Raw genomic sequence first — 23,318 nt, forward strand, 5'->3', positions numbered from 1 at the left:
CGAGTACATCCATTACTACAACCACGAACGAATCAAAATGAAGCTCAATGGCCTGAGTCCTGTGGCTTACAGGACTCAGGCTGAGGTAGCCTAGCTTCGACCGTCTAACATTTGGGGCGCAGTTCACCTGCACAACCCCGCCCGGTAGGAGCGAGCGCAGCTCGCGATCACCGGCAGCGCCGGTGGCAGGCCTTCACATACTCAACCGCAGCGCCAGGGCCGCCAAGGTCACCAGCAGCACCGGCACGGTCAGCAGTACCCCGACCTTGAAATAATACCCCCAGCCAATCTGCACGCCCTTGCGCGCCAGCACATGCAACCACAGCAAGGTCGCCAGGCTGCCGATCGGGGTGATCTTCGGGCCCAGGTCGCAGCCGATCACGTTGGCGTAGATCATCGCCTCGCGTACCACGCCCTGGGCGTCGCTGGCATGGATCGACAGCGCACCGATCAACACGCTGGGCAGGTTGTTCATCACCGACGACAACAACGCTGCAATCAGCCCGGTGCCCAGCGAAGCCGCCCACACGCCATGACCGGCCAGGCCATTGAGCAGGTGGGTCAGCGAGTCGGTGAGGCCGGCATTGCGCAGGCCATACACCACCAGGTACATCCCCAGGGAAAACACCACGATATGCCAAGGTGCCTCGCGCAGCACGCGGCGGGTGCTGATCACGTGCCCCCGCGCCGCCACGGCGAACAGCACCAGTGCCCCGGCGGCGGACACCGCGCTCACCGGAATGCCCAGCGGCTCCAGCACGAACAACCCGGCCAGCAGCCCCACCAGCACCACCCAGCCCACGCGGAACGTCGCGCGGTCACGGATGGCCAAGGCGGGTTGCTTGAGGCCCGCGCTGGCATAGCGGGCCGGAATGTCGCGGCGAAAATACAGCCACAGCACCAGCAAGGTGGCCGCCACCGCCACCAGGTTCACCGGCACCATCACCGCCGCATAGGCATTGAAGCCCAGGCCGAAGTAGTCGGCCGAAACGATGTTCACCAGGTTCGACACCACCAACGGCAAGCTGGCGGTGTCGGCGATAAAGCCTGCGCCCATGACGAAGGCCAGGGTCGCGGCGGCGGAGAAGCGCAACGCCAGCAACATCGACATCACGATCGGGGTGAGGATCAGCGCCGCGCCATCGTTGGCGAACAGCGCCGATACCGCCGCGCCCAGCAGCACCATGAAGGCGAACAGCCGGCGCCCGTCACCCCGCGCCCAGCGCGCCACATGCAGCGCCGCCCACTCGAAGAACCCGGCCTCATCCAGCAGCAGGCTGATGACGATCAGGGCGATGAAGGTGGCGGTGGCGTTCCAGATGATCGCCCACACGGTGGGTATGTCGTGCAGCGAAACCACGCCGAACACCAGCGCCAGCAGCGCACCCAGGCAGGCGCTCCAGCCAACGCCGAGGCCTTTGGGCTGCCAGATGACCAGGGCCAGGGTAAGCAGGAAGATCGACGCGGCTGGGAGCATGGGCAAGGCTCTTGGGGGGCCGGATTAATGAACGCGGGCGGCGACTTGGAACATGCGTGGGTCATACATGAAGTCGTAGACCTCCACCACCTGGATTCGGCTCACCGCCGGGTGCGCAGGGTTGATGACGATGTTGCGTTCCAGCGGCAAGATGGCCGAAGGGACGATCAGGCCCAGGTGGCTGTTGGCTTTCAGCCAGGCGCTGCCGAAGGCCATGCTGGGGCGGTCGGCAGGCAGGCTGGCCCAGCCTTCAGGCAGCCCGGATGCGTCGACTTCAAGGTACAGGGCAGCCTCCGCGGGCAGCTCGAAACAGGTAATCTTCAACGGGTAGGTCGGCTCGCCGTCGGCATGCACGAAGGTTTCCAGGCAGCAGATGGCCGGCGTCAGGCCCATGTACACGGCTGGCAGGTCCTGGTCATTCCAGCGTCCCCCTTCGATGGCGGCGCCCCTGCCGGTGAGGTCGGTGGCGCGCTTGGCCTTTGCGATTCGCCATGCCCGCATCAGGCAACCCCGCCCCAGTCCAGCGCGTGCAGCACCCGGCGAACCTGCTTGGCGCCGATTTCGGTTTCGCACAACAGAATGGGGGCGACATTGCCCAGGGCCTTGTTCGGCCGGGACAACCACTGCGCCGCTGCCTCGCGGTTTTCAAAGACTTCCTCGGCCAGGTGGGAAACCACGGCAATGCGGTCCAGGCGTTCGGAGGCAACGGTGTCGAGGGCTTCCTGTTCGCGAACCCGGCGCTCTAGGGTAGAGATCGACGCATTGAGCAGCAGCGCCAGGGTCAGGTCTTCAAGGTTGAAGGTGTAGCGGACCGCACGGAACAGGTGCGCGGCGAAGCCTTGCTTGATCTGCAGCAGCCGCTCGGACTCGTTCAGGGCATAGCGGCCGGCGCTGAATGCCCAGAATTCCTGGACGCTCACGCTGCGCAGGTCTTCTTTGTTACGTTGGGCGATTGAAGTGCTCATCACGCCTCCGTCAATTGACTTGGATTTTTCGTCAAATGAAGTATAGGCCTGTGCAGCGTGAAACGGCACTACCTTTCGGCAGGGCCACGCCTGCGCCCGGGAGGCGTGGCCGCCTGGTTCAACCTGCAGTCACGGCGGCAAAGGCCTCGCGGAACCGCGCCATGTCCTGCTCATCGCCCACGCTCACGCGCACCCAATTTGGCCAGCTAGGCCACACCCGCCCCACCAGCACCCCGCGCTTGGCCAGCCGTTCCACCACCGGTTGCGCCGGCCCGCGCAGGTCGATCATGAAGCAGTTGGTTTGCGAGGCCGTGCACCGGAAGCCCCGTTCACCCAGCCAGGCGATGGTCTGTTCGCGCAGCTGCGCGGTGTCGGCCTTGCGCTGCGGCACCAATTGCCGGTCGCGCACGCTGGCCAGTGCCGCCAGCAGGGTTGGTGCAGCGGCCACGTTTTCCCCGTCGTACACTTCCAGGCGTTGCAGCAACGCGGCTTGGCCAATGGCCAGGCCCAGGCGTGCGCCTGCCATGCCGTAGAGCTTGGAGAAGGTTTGCAAGACCAGCAGCTCGGGGTGTTCCTTGACCAGGCCGATGCAGCTTTGGGCATCACTGAAATGGATGTAGGCCTCATCCACCAGCACCACGGTACCTGCGGGTTTGTGCTTGAGCAAACGCTCGATGTCGCTGCGCGGGGTCAGGGTGCCGGTGGGGTTGTTGGGGTTGCACAGGTAGATCAGCCCAGGGGCATGGTCGGCCGCCAGCATCGCGTCTACGTCATGGGCATGGCGGGCATCCAGGGCAATGTTGTGCACCGGCACGCCGCGGGCCTCGGCCGCCTCTGCGGCCGCTTCGTAGGAAGGTTCTGCCAGCACCAGGCTGCGTGGCCCGGTGAACGCCACCACCGCATGCTGCAGGGCCAGCTTGGAGCCACAGAACACCTGTACCTGCCCGGCCTCCAGGCCGTGCTGGGCGGCGAACACGTCGATCAGTTCGTATTGGGCATCATAGGGGTAGCGCCCGCACAGCTCGATGCCTTGGCGCATCGCCTCGCGCGCGCCCGGGCTGGGGCCCCAGGGGCTTTCGTTGTAGTTGATGCGCACGGGGCTGCTGCGCGAAGGCGGCGCAGGGGTGGCAGCGTTGGCCCAGCTGAACTGGCCGAGCAGGGGCAGGGCAACGCCCAGGCCCACCAACGAGCGACGTGTCAAATCGGTCATGGAGCAGCTTCCTTGTTGTCATGGGATACAGCAAGGGACGAGGGGCAACGCCGCCGATTAATGATGGCAAAACGCCCGATTTGCCTGGCGAGTGCGCTAGATCAGCACGTTGCGCTGGCCGAGCCAGGCTTCGAACAGCTGGAACGTGGCCACTGCTGCCTGCACGCTTGCAGCCTGTGCCGCAGCGCTGGCCGGCGCCTGGCCCAGGCGTTCGAGGAAACTGCGCCAGTAGCTGGCAGTGCGCTCGCCGTAGACATCGAGGAAGCCGGCGCCGTTGTCTGCGCCAATCCCGAAGCGTTCGGCCATGGCCTTCTTCAGCACCTGGCCACCCAGGGTCGAGCCCTCCAGCACGTACATCACCCCCAAGGCGCTGGCTTCGTCGTGCACGCTCGGCAGGGCCTGGCACAGGGGCAGGGCGTCGATATCGGCAGGGCTGAGGTTCAGGGCTTGCAGGTCCAGGCTCAGGGCGGGCAGTTTGACGCGGCCCGGTTCCTGGTAGCTGGCCAGGCGTGCCTCCAGTGGTGCATGGAAGCCATAGTACGCCTGCAGCAGGCAGCTGTAGGCTGCGGGGTCGAAGCCTGGGCTGAAGAACGGCAGGCGTGCCTCCAGCGCCTTGTGGCAATCGCGGGTGCCTTCGCGCAGGGCGAGGAGCAGGGGGCTGGGCGTGGTGGTGCGGGTGGGCATCGGTCGGGCTCTGCTGGCTATTTGCCTGGGTTGGCTAGCCGATGCTAACCCGGCACTGCCCCTTGGCGTGACTTTTGTTGCAGTAAAAGTGCAGCCGGCGTGGTAAACCGGTGACTTCGTTTCGCAACCATGAGCCTGCCGGTGAAAGCCATTCGCCTGATCCTGATCTGCCACGCCCTGACCCATGCCCAGAAAACGGGCTGCCTGGCACACCCTGACGACGGCATCCTGCCGCTCAGCGGGCCGCCTCCGGCCCTTGAACCGGGCGTGCGCGTGTTGGCCGCACCGGAGCGGCGAGCCAGGGAAACGGCGGCCTGGTTGTCTGCCCAGGTGCAGGTCGAACGGGCATTGGCTGATTGCGACCTGGGGCGTTGGCAGGGCATGCCGCTCAAGCAACTGCAGGCCGAGCAGCCGCAGGCGCTGGCGCAATGGCTGGAAGATCCGCACAGCGCGCCCCATGGTGGGGAATCGTTCGTTGCGCTGAATGAGCGGGCCGGTGCCTGGCTGAAGGGCTTCGACAGGCCCGGCGATTGGCTGGCGGTGACCCACCCGTGGGTGATGCGTGCCGTGTTGGGGCAGGTGCTGGGGTGTTCGTTGGCCGGGGCGCGGTGCATCGATGTGTTGCCGTTGGCGCGGGTGGAACTGAGCTTTACCGGGCAGTGGCGCTTGCGTCTGGGCTGACGGGCGCCACGCTGGGGGTCAGAACGCCAGCTTGTAGCCGATCAGCAGCAGCATGCCGGCCAGGCACGGGCGCAGCACGCGGTCGGAAATGCGCCCGGTGAGGTGGCTGCCCAGGTAGATGCCCGGCAGCGAGCCCAGCAGCAGGTAACCCAGCAGCGACCAGTCCATGTTGCCCATGCCGGCGTGGCCAATACCGGCCACCAGGGTCAGCGGCACGGCGTGGGCGATTTCGGTGCCGACCAGGCGGCGGGTGGCCAGGAACGGGTAAAGCAGGAACAGCGCCACGGTGCCCAGGGCACCGGCGCCGATGGACGTCAGGGTCACCATCACCCCCAGCACTACGCCGGTGAGCACGGTCAGGGTGTTCAGGCTGCGGTCGCTGAGGTGGTAGTGGTCACCGGCATGGCGGTTGGCAAACGCCTGCAGGCGGGATTTGAACAGGATCGCCAGGGCGGTAAGGATCAGCACCACGGCCAGGCCTTGCTTGATGATGCCGTTAAGCGCCGTGGTGTCGGTGTGCAGGGTGCTGAGGAACCACAGGGTCAGGGCAGCGGCCGGCACACTGCCGAGGCTGAGCATGCCGGTGATTTTCCAGTCGATGTTCTTGTTGCGGGCATGTACCCAAACGCCACTGCCCTTGGTGATGGCGGCGTAGAGCAGGTCGGTGCCCACGGCGGTGGCCGGGTTGATACCGAACCACAAGAGGATTGGCGTCATCAGCGAGCCGCCACCGACGCCGGTCATGCCGACGATGAAACCCACAACCAGTCCGGCAATGGTGAAACCGAAAGAACCTACATCCATACGCTACTCGACTGCCCAGCTTTGCCCGTTATCGGATGGAGCCAGCATATAGATTTTTTTATAGCCAAATAGACTTGTTCGTTATTAGGTTATAACCGGGGTTGTTGCTGCGGGTGTAGGGATCGGGGGGTGGTGGTGCCTGTGAGATCGAGCGCCGCCCGCGCGGCGCATCGCAGGCAAGCCTGCTCCTACATTTCCAGCGAGAACCAACAAGGCGGTCGCGCGCGATGGCGCAGGCGTAACTGGCCCGAAACAGATGTAGGAGCAGGCTTGCCTGCGATGCGCCGCGCGGGCGGCGCTCGATCTACGCCCCAACAAACACCTCAACCCCTACACCCAGGCCGTGGCGTCAAATCCTGAAACTGCCCACCAGCTGCTTCAAGCGCCCGGCCTGCTGGGCCAGGGCGTCGCAATGCTGCAGCGTCTGGTTGAGGTTCTGCACCCCTTGCTGGTTGAGCGCGTTGATCTGGGTGATGTCCAGGTTCAGGCTCTCGACCACGGCGGTCTGCTCTTCGGTGGCGGTGGCCACCGATTGGTTCATGCCGTCGATTTCACCGATACGCTGGGTCACGCTGGCCAGGCGCTCACCGGCCTGGTTGGCCACCTGCACGGTCTGCTCACTGGACACCTGGCTGGTGTTCATGGTGTGCACCGCCTCGCGTGAGCCCACCTGCAGGCTGGTAATCATGCGGTGGATTTCCTCCGCCGACTCCTGGGTGCGGTGTGCCAGGTTGCGCACTTCGTCGGCCACCACGGCAAAGCCCCGCCCAGCCTCGCCAGCACGTGCCGCTTCGATGGCCGCGTTCAGCGCCAGCAGGTTGGTTTGCTGGGAAATGCCCTTGATCACGTCGAGAATCTTGCCGATCTCGTCGGTGCTGGCATTGAGGGTTTCGATCTGCTCGCACGACTCGCTGATGCGTTGCGACAGGGCCGTCATGGCGCTGATGGCCTGCTCGACCACTTCGCGCCCGCCATGGGCCTGTTCGCTGGCACCGCTGGCGTGTTGCGAGGCGTCGGCAGCGTTACGGGCAATTTCCTGGGTAGCGGCGCCCAGCTGGTTGATGGCGGCCGCCACGCTGTTGGTGCGCATGCTTTGCTCTTCCGAGCCGATGATCGAGGCGTTGGAGGCGTTGACCACTTTCTCCGACAGGTCGTGGACCAGGCGGGTGGCCGAGGACACTTCGCTGATCGAGGTGTGGATACGTTCGACGAAGCGGTTGAACGAGCCGGCCAGTTCACCGAACTCGTCCTTGTGCTGCACGTCCAGGCGGCGGGTGAGGTCGCCTTCGCCCTCGGCGATGTCACGCATGGCGCGGCCCATGGTGGTCAGCGGGCGCATCAGCAGCGGGATCAGCAGCCCCAGCAAGCCGGCGATGGCGGCCACGGCAATGACCATGGCGATGATCGCCGAGGTACGGAATTGGCTAAGCGCGGCGTAGGCTTTGTCCTTGTCGATCGACAGGCCGATGTACCACTGCGCCGACGGCAGGCCGTTGACGGGGGCGAACGAAATCAACCGTTCCTGGCCGTCGAGGGTAACGTCCTGCATGCCGGTGGCCACCCGCAGGTTGCTGCCGGGGTAGATGTCCTTGAGGTTTTTCATCGCCTGGGTCTTGTCGGGGCTGACGATGACCTGGCCGTTGCTGTCGGCGAGGAAGGCGTGGCCCAGGCCGCCGAAGTCCACCGAGTTGATGATCTCGACCAGGGTGTCGAGGGTCAGGTCACCACCGACCACGCCGATCAATTCGCCGCTGGCTTGGTTTTTCACCGGTGTGGCGATGGTTACCATCAGGCCGCCGACGGCGCCTTGGTAAGGCGCGGTGAGTACGGTCTGGCCTGCGCTGGCGGCGGTGCCGTACCAGGGGCGTTGGCGTGGGTCGTAGCCGGCGGGCATCTGCGCGTCGGGGCGCTGGGTGAACACGCCGTTGGCCTGGCCCAGGTAGGTGAAGAGGAAATTTCGCGTGTAGGAAGGCTGCTCGATCAGCCCGGCCAGGGTGTCGCCTGCACCTTGCTTGGCGATGTCCTGGGCCAGGTTTTCCAGCACCAGGATGCGCCCGCTCATCCAGTTCGACACGCTGCTGGCTGTCAGCGCGCCGGATTGTTGCATGGACGATTCGATGTTCTGGCGCAGGGTGTTGCGTTGCAGGTAGTCGTTGTAGAGCGTGAACAGGGCAAACGCCAGCACCACGACACCGCAGGCGCTGAGGAGAATCTTGTGGCGAAATTTCAGGTTCATGTTTCGAGACCTTGAGCCAGGGAGGGGAGGCCGCCGCGTGCTTGTGGCGCGAGGGTAGCCTGTCCCCTGGGATATCGGCTCAAGGGGTAAAAAATTGAAGCACTTGCATCACTCACCTGAGGCCATTTCGACGGACGGTGACGCCAGCTTTTCTATCAGCAGGCGGGCGGCCTGGCGCACCGGCTGCTGCTTGCGCCAAAGGACGTGAAGCGGCAGTTCCAGTGCGTTGCGGGTGTTGCCGAAATTCAGGCGCACCAGGCGCCCCTGGGCGATCAGCGGCGCGACCCGGGCCAGTGGCAGGTCACCCCAGCCGAGCCCGGCTTCAACCATTTGCAGGGCCAGGTCGAAACTGTCGGTGGACCAGTGGCTGGCGCCGATCAACGAGCGTGGGTCGCTGATCGGCAGGTCGCGGCTGCAGACCAGGATCTGGCGCACGTTGACCAGGTCTTCCAGGTTATGGATGCGCCCGGCACGTAGCGCCGGGTGGGCCGGTGACAGGGTAGCCACCAGCAACTCGCTGCCAATGTGCTGGAAGCCGCGCAGGGCATCGACCTGAAGGCCGGCGAACGCCACGCACAGGTCGGCGCGGCCGCTGTCGAGCAGTTGCAGGGCGTGCTCCTGAGGGGCGCTGAGCAGCTGGATATCGAGCAGTGGGTAACGCTCGCCAAGCACGGCGATGGCAGCCAGCAGCGGGCGATGGTCGATGTCTGGCACCACGGCCACGGTCAGGCTGCTTTCCAGGCCCTGGGACAGTTCCAGCGCATGCACCTGCAACAGCCCCAGTTGCTCGGCGATCAACCGTGCATGGGGTTCCAATGCCAATGCCTGGGCCGTGGCGCGCACTTCCCGCGAACCCCGTTCGAACAGGGCATAGCCCAGCTCGGCTTCCAGGTTGCCGATGGCCATGCTGACGGCCGAAGGCACCCGATTCAGGGCGCGCGCAGCGGCAGAAAATGAGCCGCGGTCAAGTACGGCGAGAAACAGCTGAATATTGTCGCTGGAAAAGTTCATGGTAGCCTCCTGTCAGATAATCTGAAAGCTGCTGACTTTTCCTGTCAAGCGTGTTGAATCATCCTCCTGGCATCGTGCGATTCGACACATGAGGAAACCCGGTGCAAGGCATTAAACGCAAACTGGTCTATGTGACCTTCTATGAATTGATCGGCCTGTGCATGTCGACCTTGGGGCTGGCCTACCTGTCGGATACCCAGGCGTCCCACACTGGGCCGCTGGCGGTGATGATCACCACCATCGCGATGCTCTGGAACCTGGCCTACAACAGCCTGTTCGAGTGTTGGGAGCGCCGCCAGGCTACGCGCGGGCGCAGTGTGGGGCGGCGGGTGGTGCATGCCGTGGGGTTTCAGCTGACCCTGGTGGTGTATCTGATTCCGCTGATTGCCTGGTGGCTGGGGATGAGTTTGGTAGAGGCGTTCCTGGTGGACCTGGCCTTTATTGTGCTGGTGCCGTGCTACACCTTTGCCTATAACTGGGCGTTCGACCAGATTTTCGGGTTGCCGACGTCGGCCATGGCGAGCGCCTGAGTTCGGCAGGCCTGGCCCCTTCGCGGGCAAGCCCGCTCCCACAGGGAAATCATTGCCTTCGGGCCTTGTGATGTCCCTGTAGGAGCGGGCTTGCCCCGCGAAAGGGCCGGTGCAAGTCAAGGCGGCAGGCGAATCAACAACGATTCCTGCGACTGCGACTGCGACTGCGACTGCGACTGCGACTGCGACTGCGACTGCGACTGCGACTGGGGCACCGTACCCAGCAAGCTGTCTTCCACCTGCCCCGACAGGTAATACACCCCGGCCATGGCCCCGCTCTGGCGGTTGTCCATCAATTCCTGCCATTCCTGGTTCAGCGCCACATTAAGAATCACCCGCAATTGTTCGACCTTCTGTGGCTGTTCCTGGTTGTGGCTGATCATCCCGTAACCGGCCGCCGCCACCGAGATCATCGCCCCGGCCACTTTGCCCACCGCGCTCGCCACTGCACTGGCGACACCCCGTGGGGCGAGGGTGGCTGCCAGTTTCTCGCTGGCATCGGAGGCGACCGAGGACAGCCCCAGGTCAGTTCTGCCCGGCCCTTGGCCCGCCTGCTGGTGCAGGTGCTCGCGCAAGGCCAGCCAGGCCGGCTGTTGCGCCAGTGGCTTGGCACGCAACAACTGGTACAGCGTGGCATCACGGGCGGGCGGTGGCCCAAGGTGGATCGCGGGAATGCGGTTCAGGCGCTGGCTGACCTGCTCGGGCGGTGCGTTGAAGCGCTGGATGATGCCAGGCAACTGCTGGCCAAGCAGCTGCAGGTAGATTTCGCTGGCGCGGTCGCGGATACCTTCGGGGTCGATCTGCTCTGCCACCGGCTCGATCACCCGTTGGTGATACTGCTCCTGCAGGTACAGGGCCAGGCGCTTTTCGGCAGGCTCATGGCCTTCGCCGCTGTTGAGCTTGTACCAGGCTACCTTCATGGTCAGCCATTGCTGGGTCCAGTAGCCGGTGAACCAAGGGATGAAGTCGCTTTCGGTGCGCTGTTGCACCTGCTCTTTCCACACCCGCATCGAGCGCCGGGCGTAATCGTTGGCAGCGCCGGCGGCGCCGGTGGACGCTTCGATCAGCGCCTGGTCGATGCCCTGCCAATCGGCAGCGGTGAGCACCGCGGGCGGCGGCGAGGCAGGCGTACGAGAGCCTGCGCAGCCGGCGAGTGCCAGCAGCAGGCAGGGCAGTATCAAGGATCGCGGGCGCACTCGGTGCCTCCTCAACATAGAGGCTGGGCTTACCCGAGTATAGGGCGGCCCTGGCGGGGCTGCCGCGTGGTTCAGCCCAGGTCGAGCTTGTCCTCAAGGCGGTCGAGGTGTTCATGCATCAACGCCAGCGCCGCCTGCGCATCGCCGGCTTCCACCGCATCGATGATCGCCGCGTGCTCTTCCCAGGCGCAGTGCTCGCAGCAGGGCGACTCGTAGCGGGCGATGATCAGCGAGGTCATCGGCACCAGGCCATTGAGAAAGCGCGCCAGCGGTGCATTGGCCGCCACTTGCGCCAGCTTGAGGTGAAACTCGCCGCCCAGGCGGATCGCCGCGCAGCGTTCGCCCCGCTCATGGTGCTGGCGCTCGCGTTCCACCAGCTGGCGCAACTGGCGGATTTGGGTGGGCCGGGCACGCTGCGCGGCCAGGCTGATCAGCGTGGTTTCGGCCAGGCGCCGGGCGCTGAGCACCTGGCGCGCCTGCTGCGGGTCGGGCGCGGCCAGGTGCGCGGTGTGGCTGGGGCGCTGTACCACTACCTGCTGGTCGGACAGGCGCCCCAGCACCCGGCGGATCACCGTGCGGCTGACACCGAAGGCGGTGCCCAGCGCCTGCTCGGGCAGCGGGCTGCCAGGCGGCAGGCGTTGCTCAAGAATGGCGTCGAACAGCCGTGGGTAAATTTGCTCGGCAGACAGCCGAGTTTCCCCGGTGGCGAGCAGGGCAGGCAGGCGGGAGGCGGTCATGGTCGCGTTCCTGGGGTCATGGGCCGGGATGTTCGTCCGGTATGTTGAGGTGAATGCCCATGCGCTGGCCTTCGGCAAGGATGTGCTGGCGCATTTGGGCGCTGGCCTGGGCGCTGTTGCGGTCACGAATGGCGCGGACCACGGCTTCGTTTTCCTTCAGCCGTGCGGCCAGGTGCTCGGGCGAGTTACGCAGCATGCCGGCGCTTTGCTTGAGGGCATTGCCGGTCTGCTGCACCACGCTCTGAAAAATCGGGTTGGTGGTGAGGGCGAACAGCGCTTCGTGGAAGGCGATGTAGGCCTTGGCACCGGCGTCGTTGTCGCCGGCCTCCTGGGCTTCGCGCATGTCCATCAGGGTGAGGCGCAGTTGGCCGATGTCCTGGCTGTTGGCCGATTGCGCCACCAGCCCGACGATGAACGGTTCGAGGGTGTAGCGCAGTTCCAGCACGTCCGCCAGGCTGGCCGGTGCGGCGCTGTCGGCTGCCGGCTCCTGGGCCGCCGCCTCGGCGTCCAGCACCAGCACGCCCTTGCCAGGCAGCGCGCGCACCAGGCCGAGGGTTTCCAGCACGGTGACCGCTTCGCGCAGGCTCGGGCGGCTGATGCCCAGCTGTTCGGCCAGCTCGCGCTGGCCCGGCAACATGTCGCCGCTGCGCCACTGGCCACGGGCCAGGGCTTTGCGCAGTTTGTCCACCACGGCGTTGACGACGGTCGATGAGCTGATCACGGTTTGCTCCTGAAAGGGCCGGCGTGTGCGCCGGCCACATGGGCTTCAGAATTCCTGTTGATGAGCGCTGGCCTGTTTGCGCGGCAGCGGGGCAAAGCCAGGCTTGCCATCGAGCACGTTCTGCGCGCGTTCCAGGTCGATGTCCTTTTCCCAGCGGGCGATGGCCACGGTGGCCACGCAGTTGCCGATGAGGTTGGTCAGGGCGCGGCCGATTCCCATGAACCAGTCCACCGCCAAGACCAGTACCAGGCCCACCACCGGGATCGCCGGCACGGCAGTCAGGGTGGCGGCGAGGATCACCAGCGCCGAGCCTGGGATGCCATGAGCGCCCTTGGAAGTCACCAGCGACACCAGCAAGATGGTCAGCAGGTCGGTCATTTCCAGCGGGGTGCCGGTGGCGTTGGCGATGAACACGATGGCCAGGGTCAGGTAGATCGAGAAGCCATCGAGGTTGAACGAGTAGCCGGTGGGAATCACTAGGCCCACGGTGGACGTGCCGATGCCCAGGTGTTCGAGCTTGCGCATGACCTGCGGCAGCACGGCATCGGACGAGGCGGTGCCCAGCACGATGGTCAGCTCTTCGCGCAGGTACTTGATGAACGGCAGCAGCTTGAGCCCCGATACGCGCATCACCGTGCCCAGCACGATCAGCACGAAGCCGGCGCAGGTCAGGTAGAACAGCGCGACCAGGCCGCCCAGGTGCTGCAGCGATTCCAGGCCGTACTTGCTGGTGGTGAAGGCGATGGCGCCAAACACGCCGATGGGCGCCAGGCGCACGATCATGCCCATGATGCGGAACACCACGTGGCTCAGTTCGTTGATCAGCCGCGAAATACCGGCAGCCGAATCACCCACCAGGTTCAGGGCGCTGCCGAACAGCACCGAGAACAGCAACACCTGCAGGATGTTGTTGTCGGCGAAGGCGCCGATCACCGAGGTCGGGATCAGGTCCATGAAGAAGGCGGTGGCACCGTGGATGTGCTGGCCGCGCTCGGCCAGGCTGCTGGCGTCGGCGCTGGACAGTTGGTCGAGGTGGATGTTGGCGCCGTTGCCGATGCCGCTGCTGAAGGCGAACACCAGGCCGATGACCAGGGCGATGGTGGTCAGCACTTCGAAGTAGATGACCGACTTGAGGCCGATACGCCCGACCTTCTTCAGGTCGCCAGCGCCGGAAATGCCGCTGACCACCACGCAGAAGACGATCAGGCCGATCAACATCTTGATCAACTTGATGAAGCCGTCGCCAAGCGGCTTGAGCTGCAGGGAAAGGTCGGGGAAGCTGAGGCCGCAGGCTATACCGAGGGCCAGGCCCAGCACGACTTGCAGGAAGATCGAACGCGAGCACCACTTGAGCATGGGGGAGATCTCTTGATCGGTGTCCTTGCTTCGGTAGCCGCACGGGGCGAAAGAGCGCAGGACTTATATTATTGTGGTCTTACCGGTTTGTTCAGCGCAGGCCCATAAAACCCCGAAACATCCTGCAATGCAAGAGATTTTGGCCTTACCGGTCTGACCAGTTGTCACCTACCGTCCCGAGCCCCCGTAGGAGCGAGCAAAGCTCGCGATGCGCCGCCCCGCGGCGCCCTTGTATGCCAGCAAAAAAAAACGGCACCTGCCAAAGGTGCCGTTTTTTTCACATCAAGCGCTGTTACTTGTGCAGCTCTTCAGCAGCATACAGCGTGTTCTCCAGCAGGCAGGCACGGGTCATTGGCCCGACGCCGCCCGGCACCGGCGTGATCCAGCCGGCGCGGGGCAGGGCCGTCTCGTAGACCACATCGCCGACCAGCTTGCCGTCTTCCTGGCGGTTGATGCCGACGTCGATGACGATGGCGCCTTCCTTGACCCACTCACCCTTGACCAGGCCCGGCTTGCCGGCGGCCACCACCACCAGGTCGGCGCGCCCGACATGGCCGGCCAGGTCCTTGGTGAAGCGGTGGCACACGGTCACGGTGCAGCCCGCCAGCAGCAGTTCCATGGCCATCGGCCGGCCAACGATGTTGGAGGCGCCGACGATCACCGCGTTCATGCCGTACAGGTCCTGGCCGGTGCTTTCCAGCAGGGTCATGATGCCTTTGGGCGTGCAGGGGCGCAGCAGCGGGATACGCTGGGCCAGGCGGCCGATGTTGTAGGGGTGGAAGCCGTCGACGTCCTTGTCCGGGCGAATGCGCTCAAGCAGCAGGGAGGCGTCAAGGTGTGCCGGCAGCGGCAGTTGCAGCAGGATGCCGTCGACGGCTGGGTCGTCGTTGAGGCGGTCGATCAGCTCGGTCAGGGCTTGCTGCGTGGTATCGCTGGGCAGGTCGAAAGCCTGGGAAATGAAGCCGACCTCTTCGCAGTCCTTGCGCTTGTGCGAGACATAGACTTGGGAGGCGGGGTCGGTGCCGACCAGGATCACCGCCAGGCCAGGCGTGCGCAGGCCTTGCTGGCGACGCTCCTCGACACGTTGAGCGATCTGCTTGCGCAGGTTGGCGGCGATCGCCTTGCCATCGATTAGGTGTGCAGTCATAGACGGGTGATTAACCATCGAGAAAGGAACAATAAAGAGGGCGCATTCTCGCACGACACGGCCCAAGGGCAAAGGCGGGTGGTCGGGCAAATCCCCTAAGCCCTTAAATAATTTAAATTTTTTTGAAAAAGGTGTTGACGACTTTCAGGCTCGCCTATAAGATTCGCCGCACTTGTCGGGCACAGCCTAGCACTGGTTGGCTAAGTCGGGCAGAATGAGTGGTTTAGCAGTTATCTGTTAACGTCTTGTTCGGTTAGGCTTTGTAGCTTAAGCGCCCGTAGCTCAGCTGGATAGAGCATCCGCCTTCTAAGCGGATGGTCGCAGGTTCGAGTCCTGCCGGGTGCGCCATTTAGGCAGCTTGGGCAAGCAAGTAAGGCTGTAATGCAATATGGTGGGCGTAGCTCAGTTGGTAGAGCGCTGGATTGTGATTCCAGTTGTCGTGGGTTCGATTCCCATCGTCCACCCCATATTCAACGAAGGCGCCTTGATAGTCATCTGGCGCCTTTGTTTTAAGCGTTACGCGGACGTGGTGAAATTGGTAGACACACTGGATTTAGGTTCCAGCGGCGCAAGCTGTAAGAGTTCGAGTCTCTTCGTCCGCACCATGCTTCTGTAAGGTTGTAGCGTAACACCGCATTATGGTGGGCGTAGCTCAGTTGGTAGAGCGCTGGATTGTGATTCCAGTTGTCGTGGGTTCGATTCCCATCGTCCACCCCATATTTTTCAAAGGCGCCTTGGTCGTGAGACCGGGCGCTTTTGTCGTTTTTGCGCCCGGCGGTTTTTTGGCTGCGTCACTGCAGGCGCGCGAGTGGGTGTGCGCTTTGTGTTCTGGATGGTCATTTGGTTGGCGCGCCGGCTGTGGGGCGCTTGAGCCAAAGGCGCCGCCGGCTGGCGTTTTGATGCCTTTTTTGGTCAGGTGGTCGGTTTCTTGCTTGCTACGCGCTGTCGTGTCGCGTGTGGCGCAAGCCTGCGTGCCACCTTCCCATGAAAAAGGATGTCCCATGAAAGTCTGCTGTACACATCGAGTAAACCTGTACCACGTGTTGGGTGCAGTCTATGGCGCGCTGGACAAGCGCCCCGTAGTGGCTGAGGTAGGCGTTCTGCGCGGGGAGAATGCGCTCAAGTTGCATGCGGCGCTGTCGCCTTCGCGCATGGTGTTGGCCGATAGCTGGAGCAAGGATGCCAACAAGGCCTACAGCCCGTTCGACCAGCTGCCGCCGTGGGTATCGCCGGTGGACGATTACGAGTATTACTACGGCGGGTCGCTGCACGATGACGCCACGTGGGAGCGTTTGTACCAGGAATGCCTGGCTAAGTTCGTCGACATGCCTGAAGTGGCCGTGATTCGCGCTGACAGCATCAGTGCAATCGAGAAAATTCGTGAGCAGACGGGTATCGAGCAATTCGACCTGGTGTACGTGGATGCCAATCACCAGTACGAGTACATCCTGCGCGACATGATGTACTACCAGGAACTGCTGGGGCCGGATGGCGTCATGATGCTCAATGACTGCTGCCACAGCCAGATGGGTACCCGGCAGAACCTTGGGGTGCTTGAGGCGCTGGGTAGTTTCATGAAGCGCTCGGACTTCATTCCGGTGGCCATGACCAATACCGATTGGTCTGACGTGATTCTTGTGCGCCGTGATTCGGTCATGGTGAAGCTTATCGATATGGCATTGAGCAATTCCGATGTGCCTTATGTTGAGCTGCCGCATCAATTGGTCACGGCTGCTCGCGTAGTGCATGGGGCTCAGCGGCCCAACATCAGTTTTGTCTGATTGAAGTCTGCCTTAGTGCATCGCGAGCTGTGCTCGCTCCTACAGGTTTTTCAGGGCCTGGTAGGGGCGAGCGCAGCTCGCGATGCGCCGCGCATGCGGCGCTCGTTCTCACAAGCATCAATTGGCTCACCCCCCCCTTGTAATCCTCTGGTACCACCCCAATAAAAGCTGTTAGATTTCAGCCGGTTGAAACACCGGCCCCGTTGGCTGGCAGAGGAACACCCCAATGATCGCAAAAGAAGCCCGCCAGGCCCTGGCGTTGCAGCGCTTCGCCGAAGCCAATCCGCAGTTGCTCGAAGAAATTCGCGAGCTCGACGCGCGGGAGCAGGCCCAGCAGATTGAGTGGGCCTTTGAAGATGCTGCCGACGAGCAGGGCCTGCAGCCCTGGGAGCTGGCGCTGCAGTTGATCGCTGAAAGCCCCGAGCAGCTCAAGGCCATGCGCTTGGAAACCCACCGCGAAGTGGCTGAGGCGCTGGGCCTTGAGTGGGATGAGTATTGCCAGTTCAACGAGATCGACCCGGAGTAAGCCGGTGTCGCTTTTGGGCGGGTAGTTGTTTGACAAGGTATTTCGGTTGCGTGCTGCCTCGGGCATTGCGCGGCCTTCTTTATATAGGGGCCCGACGGGCCTTGGAAACTAATCGACCGGCGTGGTTTCCCGTCGTCCCGGGTGGGGTGACTTCTGGTGCGTGACTCACTAGAATGTTTGCCCTTGATTCTGGAGTCGGGCTATCGCCGGCTAACGTCTGTGCAACGAGGAATATCCATGCAAGTTTCTGTTGAAAACACTTCCGCTCTTGAGCGCCGCATGACCATCGCCGTTCCGGCCGAGCGCGTCGAGAACGAAGTCAACAAGCGTCTGCAACAGACTGCCAAGCGCGCCAAAGTCGCGGGCTTCCGCCCAGGCAAGGTGCCAATGAGCGTGATCCGTCAGCGTTTCGAGGCTGATGCCCGTCAAGAAGCCTTCGGTGACCTGGTTCAGGCTTCCTTCTACGAAGCCATCGTCGAGCAGAAGCTGAACCCAGCAGGTGCCCCGGCCGTTGAGCCAAAGTCCTTCGAAAAAGGCAAGGACCTGGAATTCGTCGCCATCTTCGAAGTGTTCCCTGAGTTCACCGTTGCCGGTTTCGACTCGATCAACGTCGAGCGCCTGAGCGCCGAAGTGGCCGACGCCGACCTGGACAACATGCTGGAAGTGCTGCGCAAGCAGAACACCCGTTTCGAGGCCGTCGAGCGCGCTGCGCAGAACGACGACCAGGTCAACATCGACTTCGTTGGCAAGGTCGACGGTGAAGTGTTCGCCGGTGGTTCGGCCAAGGGCACCCAGCTGGTGCTGGGCTCCGGCCGCATGATCCCAGGCTTCGAAGACGGCCTGGTAGGCGCCAAGGCAGGCGAAGAGCGCGTTGTCAACGTGACCTTCCCTGAGGACTACCAGAACCTGGACCTGGCCGGCAAAGCCGCCGAGTTCACCATCACCGTCAACAGCGTTTCGGCCCCACAGCTGCCAGAACTGAATGAAGAGTTCTTCGCCCAGTTCGGCATCAAGGAATCGACCCTGGAAGGCTTCCGCGCCGAAGTTCGCAAGAACATGGAGCGTGAACTGCGCCAGGCCATCAAGACCAAGGTGAAGAACCAGGTCATGGACGGTCTGCTGGCCGCCAACCCGATCGAAGTGCCGAAAGCCCTGCTGGAAAACGAAGTCAACCGCCTGCGCGTCCAGGCCGTTCAGCAGTTCGGTGGCAACATCAAGCCTGAGCAACTGCCGGCCGAGCTGTTCGAAGAGCAAGCCAAGCGCCGCGTTGTGCTGGGCCTGATCGTCGCCGAAGTGGTCAAGCAGTTCGAACTGAAGCCAGACGAAGGCAAGGTTCGCGAGATGATCGAAGAAATGGCGTCGGCCTACCAAGAGCCTGAGCAGGTCATCGCCTGGTACTACAAGAACGACCAGCAACTGAACGAAGTGCGTTCGGTTGTGCTGGAAGAACAAGTTGTAGATACTGTTCTGCAGAAAGCGACTGTGACCGACAAGTCGGTCTCGTACGAAGACGCCGTTAAGCCAGCACAGGCACCTGCCGACGCTGAGTAACAGGCTACTCTCGTAGGAAACCCCCACAAGCCAGCCTTCGAGCTGGCTTGTGCGTATTCAAGCCATGACTATTTGGGAGTGAGCGCAGGACATGTCCCGCAATTCTTATATTCAGCAGAGCTCTGACATCCAGGCCGCAGGCGGCCTGGTCCCGATGGTTATCGAGCAGTCCGCCCGTGGCGAACGCGCCTATGACATCTACTCGCGCCTGTTGAAGGAGCGTGTGATCTTCCTGGTTGGCCCGGTAGAGGACTACATGGCCAACCTGGTGGTGGCGCAGCTGCTGTTCCTTGAAGCGGAAAACCCGGACAAGGATATCCATCTGTACATCAACTCCCCGGGCGGCTCGGTAACGGCTGGCATGTCGATCTACGACACCATGCAGTTCATCAAGCCAGACGTCTCGACCATCTGCATCGGCCAGGCCTGCAGCATGGGCGCCTTCCTGTTGGCCGCCGGTGCCAAGGGCAAGCGTCACTGCCTGCCGAACTCGCGGGTGATGATTCACCAGCCACTGGGCGGTTTCCAGGGCCAGGCGACCGATATCGAGATCCACGCCCAGGAAATTCTCAACATCAAGGCGCGCCTGAACGAGCTGCTGGCCTACCACACCGGCCAGGACCTCGAGACCATCAAGCGCGACACCGAGCGTGACAACTTCATGAGCGCCTCGCGCGCGGCCGAGTACGGCCTGATCGACTCGGTCTACGACAAGCGGCAACTGGCCTCCTGAACCAGGGTGCCGGAGCAGGTAGGCGCGCAGCGCGCCTACCTGCGGACTTGAAAAAGCCCGCAATTGCCTTCATCTTGTGTTGCAAGCCTACCGGATTGGATCGATCGAATGACTGACACCCGTAACGGCGAGGACAGCGGCAAATTGCTTTATTGCTCCTTCTGCGGCAAAAGCCAGCACGAAGTGCGCAAACTGATTGCCGGGCCCTCGGTATTTATCTGCGACGAGTGCGTCGACCTGTGCAACGACATCATCCGTGAGGAGGTGCAGGAAGCCCAGGCCGAGAGCAGCGCGCACAAATTGCCTTCGCCGAAAGAAATCAGCGGCATCCTGGACCAGTACGTCATTGGTCAGGAGCGCGCTAAGAAGGTCCTGGCGGTAGCGGTGTACAACCACTACAAGCGCCTGAACCAGCGTGACAAGAAGGGCGACGAGGTTGAACTCGGCAAGAGCAACATCCTGCTGATCGGGCCAACCGGCTCGGGCAAGACCCTGCTCGCCGAAACCCTGGCACGCCTGCTGAACGTACCGTTTACCATTGCTGACGCCACCACCCTGACCGAAGCCGGTTACGTGGGTGAGGACGTCGAGAACATCATTCAGAAACTGCTGCAGAAGTGCGACTACGACGTGGAAAAGGCCCAGATGGGGATTGTCTACATCGACGAAATCGACAAGATTTCGCGCAAGTCGGACAACCCGTCCATCACCCGTGACGTTTCGGGTGAGGGCGTGCAGCAGGCGCTGTTGAAGCTGATCGAAGGCACCGTGGCTTCGGTTCCGCCGCAAGGTGGCCGCAAGCACCCGCAACAGGAATTCCTGCAGGTCGATACCCGCAACATCCTGTTCATTTGCGGTGGCGCCTTCTCCGGCCTGGAAAAGGTCATCCAGAACCGCTCCACCAAAGGTGGCATCGGCTTTGGCGCCGAAGTACGCAGCAAGGAAGAGGGCAAGAAGGTCGGTGAATCGCTGCGCGAAGTGGAGCCAGACGATCTGGTGAAATTTGGCCTGATCCCCGAGTTCGTTGGCCGTCTGCCGGTTCTGGCAACCCTCGACGAGCTGGACGAGGCTGCACTGATGCAGATCCTCACCGAGCCGAAGAACGCCTTGACCAAGCAGTACGCCAAGCTGTTCGAAATGGAAAGCGTGGACCTTGAGTTCCGCAGCGACGCCCTCAAGGCCGTTGCACGCAAGGCCCTGGAGCGCAAAACCGGCGCCCGTGGCCTGCGTTCGATCCTTGAAGGCGTGCTGCTCGACACCATGTACGAGATCCCTTCGCAGAAGGATGTCAGCAAGGTGGTTATCGACGAGAGCGTTATCGAGGGCACCTCGCAGCCGCTGATGATCTACGAAAACAGCGAGCCGCACGCCAAAGCCGCACCCGACGCCTGATCCAGGCGGTTGCCGGGCAATGGCAGCAAGTCAGTAAGGGGCCTACGGGCCCCTTTCTGCTTTTCCTGCACAAGCGCTTGTAATTTGCCAAGCGTGCCCCCACATTAGGTCCAGGCAACATTTCCACCGGTTTCCGGCCATAAGGCCGCTGTAGAGGCGAAATCATGAAGACCACCCTCGACTTGCCTCTTTTGCCATTGCGCGATGTCGTCGTTTATCCGCACATGGTCATCCCGCTGTTCGTGGGGCGTGAAAAGTCCATCGAGGCCCTTGAGGCTGCGATGACGGGCGAGAAGCAGATCCTTCTGCTGGCCCAGAAGAACCCCGCCGACGATGATCCAGGCGAAGACGCCCTGTATCGCGTGGGCACCGTCGCCACTGTGCTGCAACTGCTGAAGCTGCCTGATGGTACCGTCAAGGTGCTGGTCGAGGGCGAGCAGCGGGGCGCTGTGGAGCGTTTCACCGAAGTTGAAGGGCACATCCGTGCCGAAGTTTCCCTGATCGACGAAACCGACAGCGCCGAGCGCGAGTCGGAAGTCTTCGTGCGCACGCTGCTGTCGCAGTTCGAGCAGTACGTGCAGCTGGGCAAGAAAGTCCCGGCCGAAGTGCTGTCGTCGCTCAACAGCATCGAAGAGCCCGGTCGCCTGGTCGATACCATGGCCGCGCACATGGCGCTGAAGATCGAGCAGAAGCAGGAAATCCTCGAGATCGTCGACCTCACCGCCCGCGTCGAACACGTGCTGGCGCTGCTGGATGCGGAAATCGACCTGCTGCAGGTCGAGAAGCGTATCCGTGGCCGGGTCAAGAAACAGATGGAGCGCAGCCAGCGCGAGTACTACCTGAATGAGCAGATGAAGGCCATTCAGAAGGAGCTCGGCGATGGCGACGAAGGCCACAACGAAGTCGAAGAGCTGAAAAAGCGCATCGAAGCCGCTGGCCTGCCCAAAGATGCCCTGGCCAAGGCCCAGGCCGAGCTGAACAAGCTCAAGCAGATGTCGCCGATGTCGGCCGAGGCCACCGTGGTTCGCTCGTACCTCGACTGGCTCGTGCAGGTGCCGTGGAAGGCCCAGAGCAAGGTGCGCCTGGACCTGGCCAAGGCCGAGGAAATCCTCGATGCCGACCACTACGGCCTGGAAGAGGTCAAGGAACGCATCCTTGAATACCTCGCCGTGCAGAAGCGGGTGAAGAAGATCCGCGGCCCGGTGCTGTGCCTGGTTGGCCCGCCTGGCGTGGGTAAAACCTCGCTGGCCGAGTCGATCGCTGCCGCCACCAACCGCAAGTTCGTGCGCATGGCCCTGGGCGGCGTGCGTGACGAGGCCGAGATTCGTGGCCACCGCCGGACCTACATCGGTTCCATGCCTGGCCGGCTGATCCAGAAAATGACCAAGGTGGGCGTTCGCAACCCGCTGTTCCTGCTCGATGAAATCGACAAAATGGGCAGCGACATGCGCGGCGACCCGGCGTCGGCGCTGCTGGAAGTGCTCGACCCCGAGCAGAACCACAACTTCAACGACCACTACCTGGAGGTTGACTACGACCTCTCGGACGTGATGTTCCTGTGCACCTCGAACTCGATGAACATTCCGCCGGCGCTGCTCGACCGCATGGAAGTCATCCGCCTGCCGGGTTACACCGAGGACGAGAAGATCAACATCGCGGTCAAGTACCTGACGCCCAAGCAGGTCAAGGCCAACGGTTTGAAGAAGGAAGAGCTGGAGATCGACGTCTCGGCGATTCGCGACATCATCCGTTACTACACCCGTGAAGCCGGCGTGCGTGGCCTGGAGCGGCAGATCGCCAAGGTGTGCCGCAAGGTGGTCAAGGAACATACCGGGCACAAGCAGGTCAAGGTCAAGGTCACTGGCGAACAGCTCGAGCACCTGCTCGGCGTGCGCAAGTTCCGTTATGGCCTGGCCGAGCAGCAGGACCAGATCGGCCAGGTCACCGGCCTTGCCTGGACCCAGGTGGGCGGCGAACTGCTGACCATCGAGTCGGTTGTCATCCCCGGCAAGGGCCAGCTGATCAAGACGGGCTCCCTGGGCGATGTCATGGTCGAGTCGATCACCGCCGCGCAAACCGTGGTGCGCAGCCGCGCCCGCAGCCTGGGCATTGCTGCCGACTTCCACGAGAAGCACGACGTGCACATCCACATGCCCGAAGGCGCCACGCCCAAGGACGGCCCGAGTGCCGGTATTGGCATGTGCACCGCGCTGGTGTCGGCGCTGACGCAGATTCCGGTACGTGCCGATGTGGCCATGACCGGCGAAATCACCCTGCGTGGCCAGGTGTTGGCCATTGGTGGGCTGAAGGAAAAACTGCTGGCGGCACACCGTGGCGGGATCAAGACCGTGATCATTCCCGAGGAGAATGTTCGCGATCTGAAGGAAATTCCGGAAAATATTAAACAGGATCTGCAGATCAAACCGGTCAAATGGATTGACGAAGTCCTGCAAATTGCGCTGCAATACGCCCCGGAGCCCTTGCCAGATGTGGCTCCTGAGATTGTCGCGAAAGATGAAAAGCGCGACGGCGATGCTAAGGAAAGAATCAGCACGCATTAGTAGTTTTTGGTTGGGGGGC

General features: G+C 62.9%; 22 protein-coding genes and 4 tRNA genes. 13 read left to right on the forward strand and 13 right to left on the reverse strand.

Annotated features, from left to right (window positions below; genetic code table 11):
* The coding region (locus tag F3J45_RS25200) for an IS3 family transposase (RefSeq protein ID WP_167061942.1) at positions 1 to 94 on the forward strand (94 nt) is incomplete at its 5' end.
* A 99-nt stretch (positions 95 to 193) separates the two neighbouring features.
* On the opposite strand, the gene F3J45_RS25205 is transcribed toward F3J45_RS25200, so the two are convergent.
* From F3J45_RS25205 to F3J45_RS25225, 5 genes are all read right to left on the reverse strand, one after another.
* A complete protein-coding gene (locus tag F3J45_RS25205; RefSeq protein WP_167069558.1) occupies positions 194 to 1,477 on the reverse strand; it encodes an arsenic transporter in 1,284 nt (427 codons plus the stop codon).
* Between the two features lie 24 nt (positions 1,478 to 1,501).
* Positions 1,502 to 1,978: an RES family NAD+ phosphorylase gene (locus F3J45_RS25210; RefSeq protein ID WP_167069560.1), complete on the reverse strand. Its 477-nt coding sequence runs from the start codon at positions 1,976 to 1,978 to the stop codon at positions 1,502 to 1,504.
* Positions 1,978 to 2,442, reverse strand: a complete 465-nt coding sequence (locus F3J45_RS25215; protein ID WP_167069562.1) for an antitoxin Xre/MbcA/ParS toxin-binding domain-containing protein — start codon at positions 2,440 to 2,442, stop codon at positions 1,978 to 1,980. Before F3J45_RS25215 ends, F3J45_RS25210 begins: the two co-directional genes overlap by 1 nt.
* A 118-nt stretch (positions 2,443 to 2,560) precedes the next feature.
* Positions 2,561 to 3,652 (reverse strand): pyridoxal phosphate-dependent aminotransferase, encoded by a 1,092-nt coding sequence (locus F3J45_RS25220; RefSeq protein ID WP_167069564.1) that lies wholly within the window; start codon positions 3,650 to 3,652, stop codon positions 2,561 to 2,563.
* A 96-nt stretch (positions 3,653 to 3,748) separates the two neighbouring features.
* Positions 3,749 to 4,336, reverse strand: a complete 588-nt coding sequence (locus tag F3J45_RS25225) for a biliverdin-producing heme oxygenase (protein WP_167069566.1) — start codon at positions 4,334 to 4,336, stop codon at positions 3,749 to 3,751.
* Positions 4,337 to 4,477: 141 nt separating this feature from the next.
* Here F3J45_RS25225 and F3J45_RS25230 point away from each other — a divergent pair, with 141 nt between their 5' ends.
* Entirely contained in the window at positions 4,478 to 5,017 is a 540-nt protein-coding gene (locus F3J45_RS25230; protein ID WP_167069568.1) for a histidine phosphatase family protein, read from the forward strand.
* Between the two features lie 18 nt (positions 5,018 to 5,035).
* Here the strand turns inward: F3J45_RS25230 and F3J45_RS25235 are convergent, their stop codons facing one another.
* The 3 genes from F3J45_RS25235 to F3J45_RS25245 form a co-directional block, all read right to left on the reverse strand.
* Positions 5,036 to 5,821 (reverse strand): sulfite exporter TauE/SafE family protein, encoded by a 786-nt coding sequence (locus F3J45_RS25235; RefSeq protein WP_167069570.1) that lies wholly within the window; start codon positions 5,819 to 5,821, stop codon positions 5,036 to 5,038.
* A 349-nt stretch (positions 5,822 to 6,170) separates the two neighbouring features.
* Positions 6,171 to 8,057 (reverse strand): methyl-accepting chemotaxis protein McpA, encoded by a 1,887-nt coding sequence (gene mcpA, locus F3J45_RS25240; RefSeq protein ID WP_167069572.1) that lies wholly within the window; start codon positions 8,055 to 8,057, stop codon positions 6,171 to 6,173.
* A gap of 108 nt (positions 8,058 to 8,165) precedes the next feature.
* Entirely contained in the window at positions 8,166 to 9,068 is a 903-nt protein-coding gene (locus F3J45_RS25245) for a LysR family transcriptional regulator (protein WP_167069574.1), read from the reverse strand.
* Between the two features lie 101 nt (positions 9,069 to 9,169).
* Between F3J45_RS25245 and F3J45_RS25250 the strand changes: the two genes are divergently transcribed.
* A complete protein-coding gene (locus F3J45_RS25250; RefSeq protein WP_167069576.1) occupies positions 9,170 to 9,598 on the forward strand; it encodes a PACE efflux transporter in 429 nt (142 codons plus the stop codon).
* Positions 9,599 to 9,714: 116 nt separating this feature from the next.
* Here the strand turns inward: F3J45_RS25250 and F3J45_RS25255 are convergent, their stop codons facing one another.
* From F3J45_RS25255 to folD, 5 genes are all read right to left on the reverse strand, one after another.
* On the reverse strand, positions 9,715 to 10,794 hold the full coding sequence (locus F3J45_RS25255) for a hypothetical protein (RefSeq protein ID WP_167069578.1): 1,080 nt from the start codon (positions 10,792 to 10,794) through the stop codon (positions 9,715 to 9,717).
* A 71-nt stretch (positions 10,795 to 10,865) separates the two neighbouring features.
* Positions 10,866 to 11,531 (reverse strand): GntR family transcriptional regulator, encoded by a 666-nt coding sequence (locus tag F3J45_RS25260; protein WP_167069580.1) that lies wholly within the window; start codon positions 11,529 to 11,531, stop codon positions 10,866 to 10,868.
* Between the two features lie 16 nt (positions 11,532 to 11,547).
* On the reverse strand, positions 11,548 to 12,252 hold the full coding sequence (locus tag F3J45_RS25265) for a FadR/GntR family transcriptional regulator (RefSeq protein ID WP_167069582.1): 705 nt from the start codon (positions 12,250 to 12,252) through the stop codon (positions 11,548 to 11,550).
* A gap of 45 nt (positions 12,253 to 12,297) precedes the next feature.
* On the reverse strand, positions 12,298 to 13,608 hold the full coding sequence (locus tag F3J45_RS25270; RefSeq protein ID WP_167069584.1) for a C4-dicarboxylate transporter DctA: 1,311 nt from the start codon (positions 13,606 to 13,608) through the stop codon (positions 12,298 to 12,300).
* A 292-nt stretch (positions 13,609 to 13,900) separates the two neighbouring features.
* Positions 13,901 to 14,755, reverse strand: coding sequence for a bifunctional methylenetetrahydrofolate dehydrogenase/methenyltetrahydrofolate cyclohydrolase FolD (gene folD / locus F3J45_RS25275; protein ID WP_167069586.1), 855 nt, complete (start codon positions 14,753 to 14,755; stop codon positions 13,901 to 13,903).
* Between the two features lie 271 nt (positions 14,756 to 15,026).
* Here folD and F3J45_RS25280 point away from each other — a divergent pair.
* The 10 genes from F3J45_RS25280 (at position 15,027) to lon (ending at position 23,299) form a co-directional block, all read left to right on the forward strand.
* Positions 15,027 to 15,103: transfer RNA gene (locus F3J45_RS25280), tRNA-Arg, on the forward strand.
* A 43-nt stretch (positions 15,104 to 15,146) separates the two neighbouring features.
* A tRNA-His gene (locus F3J45_RS25285) sits at positions 15,147 to 15,222 on the forward strand.
* Between the two features lie 53 nt (positions 15,223 to 15,275).
* Positions 15,276 to 15,360 (forward strand) — tRNA-Leu (locus F3J45_RS25290).
* 36 nt (positions 15,361 to 15,396) lie between these two features.
* Positions 15,397 to 15,472, forward strand: a tRNA-His gene (locus tag F3J45_RS25295).
* Between the two features lie 284 nt (positions 15,473 to 15,756).
* Entirely contained in the window at positions 15,757 to 16,536 is a 780-nt protein-coding gene (locus tag F3J45_RS25300) for a class I SAM-dependent methyltransferase (protein ID WP_167069588.1), read from the forward strand.
* A 226-nt stretch (positions 16,537 to 16,762) separates the two neighbouring features.
* Entirely contained in the window at positions 16,763 to 17,062 is a 300-nt protein-coding gene (locus F3J45_RS25305; protein WP_167069590.1) for a DUF6388 family protein, read from the forward strand.
* 237 nt (positions 17,063 to 17,299) lie between these two features.
* Positions 17,300 to 18,613 carry a trigger factor gene (gene tig / locus F3J45_RS25310; protein ID WP_167069592.1) on the forward strand — a complete coding sequence of 438 codons (1,314 nt, stop codon included), beginning with the start codon at positions 17,300 to 17,302 and terminating at the stop codon, positions 18,611 to 18,613.
* Between the two features lie 91 nt (positions 18,614 to 18,704).
* Positions 18,705 to 19,346 (forward strand): ATP-dependent Clp endopeptidase proteolytic subunit ClpP, encoded by a 642-nt coding sequence (clpP, locus tag F3J45_RS25315; RefSeq protein WP_003259400.1) that lies wholly within the window; start codon positions 18,705 to 18,707, stop codon positions 19,344 to 19,346.
* 108 nt (positions 19,347 to 19,454) lie between these two features.
* Positions 19,455 to 20,738, forward strand: a complete 1,284-nt coding sequence (gene clpX / locus F3J45_RS25320; RefSeq protein ID WP_167069594.1) for an ATP-dependent Clp protease ATP-binding subunit ClpX — start codon at positions 19,455 to 19,457, stop codon at positions 20,736 to 20,738.
* Positions 20,739 to 20,902: 164 nt separating this feature from the next.
* Entirely contained in the window at positions 20,903 to 23,299 is a 2,397-nt protein-coding gene (lon, locus tag F3J45_RS25325; protein WP_167069596.1) for an endopeptidase La, read from the forward strand.
* Positions 23,300 to 23,318 lie beyond the last annotated feature (19 nt).

Source organism: Pantoea sp. Ap-967 (assembly GCF_011752565.1).
Taxonomy (GTDB): domain Bacteria; phylum Pseudomonadota; class Gammaproteobacteria; order Pseudomonadales; family Pseudomonadaceae; genus Aquipseudomonas.

Excerpts from the sequence above, each read along its gene's own strand:
- tig (WP_167069592.1), top strand. The coding sequence starts at position 17,300 with ATGCAAGTTTCTGTTGAAAACACTTCCGCTCTTGAGCGCCGCATGACC.
- mcpA (WP_167069572.1), bottom strand. The coding sequence starts at position 8,057 with ATGAACCTGAAATTTCGCCACAAGATTCTCCTCAGCGCCTGCGGTGTC.
- lon (WP_167069596.1), top strand. The coding sequence starts at position 20,903 with ATGAAGACCACCCTCGACTTGCCTCTTTTGCCATTGCGCGATGTCGTC.
- folD (WP_167069586.1), bottom strand. The coding sequence starts at position 14,755 with ATGACTGCACACCTAATCGATGGCAAGGCGATCGCCGCCAACCTGCGC.
- F3J45_RS25270 (WP_167069584.1), bottom strand. The coding sequence starts at position 13,608 with ATGCTCAAGTGGTGCTCGCGTTCGATCTTCCTGCAAGTCGTGCTGGGC.
- F3J45_RS25245 (WP_167069574.1), bottom strand. The coding sequence starts at position 9,068 with ATGAACTTTTCCAGCGACAATATTCAGCTGTTTCTCGCCGTACTTGAC.
- F3J45_RS25300 (WP_167069588.1), top strand. The coding sequence starts at position 15,757 with ATGAAAGTCTGCTGTACACATCGAGTAAACCTGTACCACGTGTTGGGT.
- clpP (WP_003259400.1), top strand. The coding sequence starts at position 18,705 with ATGTCCCGCAATTCTTATATTCAGCAGAGCTCTGACATCCAGGCCGCA.
- clpX (WP_167069594.1), top strand. The coding sequence starts at position 19,455 with ATGACTGACACCCGTAACGGCGAGGACAGCGGCAAATTGCTTTATTGC.
- F3J45_RS25220 (WP_167069564.1), bottom strand. The coding sequence starts at position 3,652 with ATGACCGATTTGACACGTCGCTCGTTGGTGGGCCTGGGCGTTGCCCTG.
- F3J45_RS25260 (WP_167069580.1), bottom strand. The coding sequence starts at position 11,531 with ATGACCGCCTCCCGCCTGCCTGCCCTGCTCGCCACCGGGGAAACTCGG.
- F3J45_RS25210 (WP_167069560.1), bottom strand. The coding sequence starts at position 1,978 with ATGCGGGCATGGCGAATCGCAAAGGCCAAGCGCGCCACCGACCTCACC.
- F3J45_RS25205 (WP_167069558.1), bottom strand. The coding sequence starts at position 1,477 with ATGCTCCCAGCCGCGTCGATCTTCCTGCTTACCCTGGCCCTGGTCATC.
- F3J45_RS25235 (WP_167069570.1), bottom strand. The coding sequence starts at position 5,821 with ATGGATGTAGGTTCTTTCGGTTTCACCATTGCCGGACTGGTTGTGGGT.
- F3J45_RS25305 (WP_167069590.1), top strand. The coding sequence starts at position 16,763 with ATGATCGCAAAAGAAGCCCGCCAGGCCCTGGCGTTGCAGCGCTTCGCC.
- F3J45_RS25215 (WP_167069562.1), bottom strand. The coding sequence starts at position 2,442 with ATGAGCACTTCAATCGCCCAACGTAACAAAGAAGACCTGCGCAGCGTG.
- F3J45_RS25225 (WP_167069566.1), bottom strand. The coding sequence starts at position 4,336 with ATGCCCACCCGCACCACCACGCCCAGCCCCCTGCTCCTCGCCCTGCGC.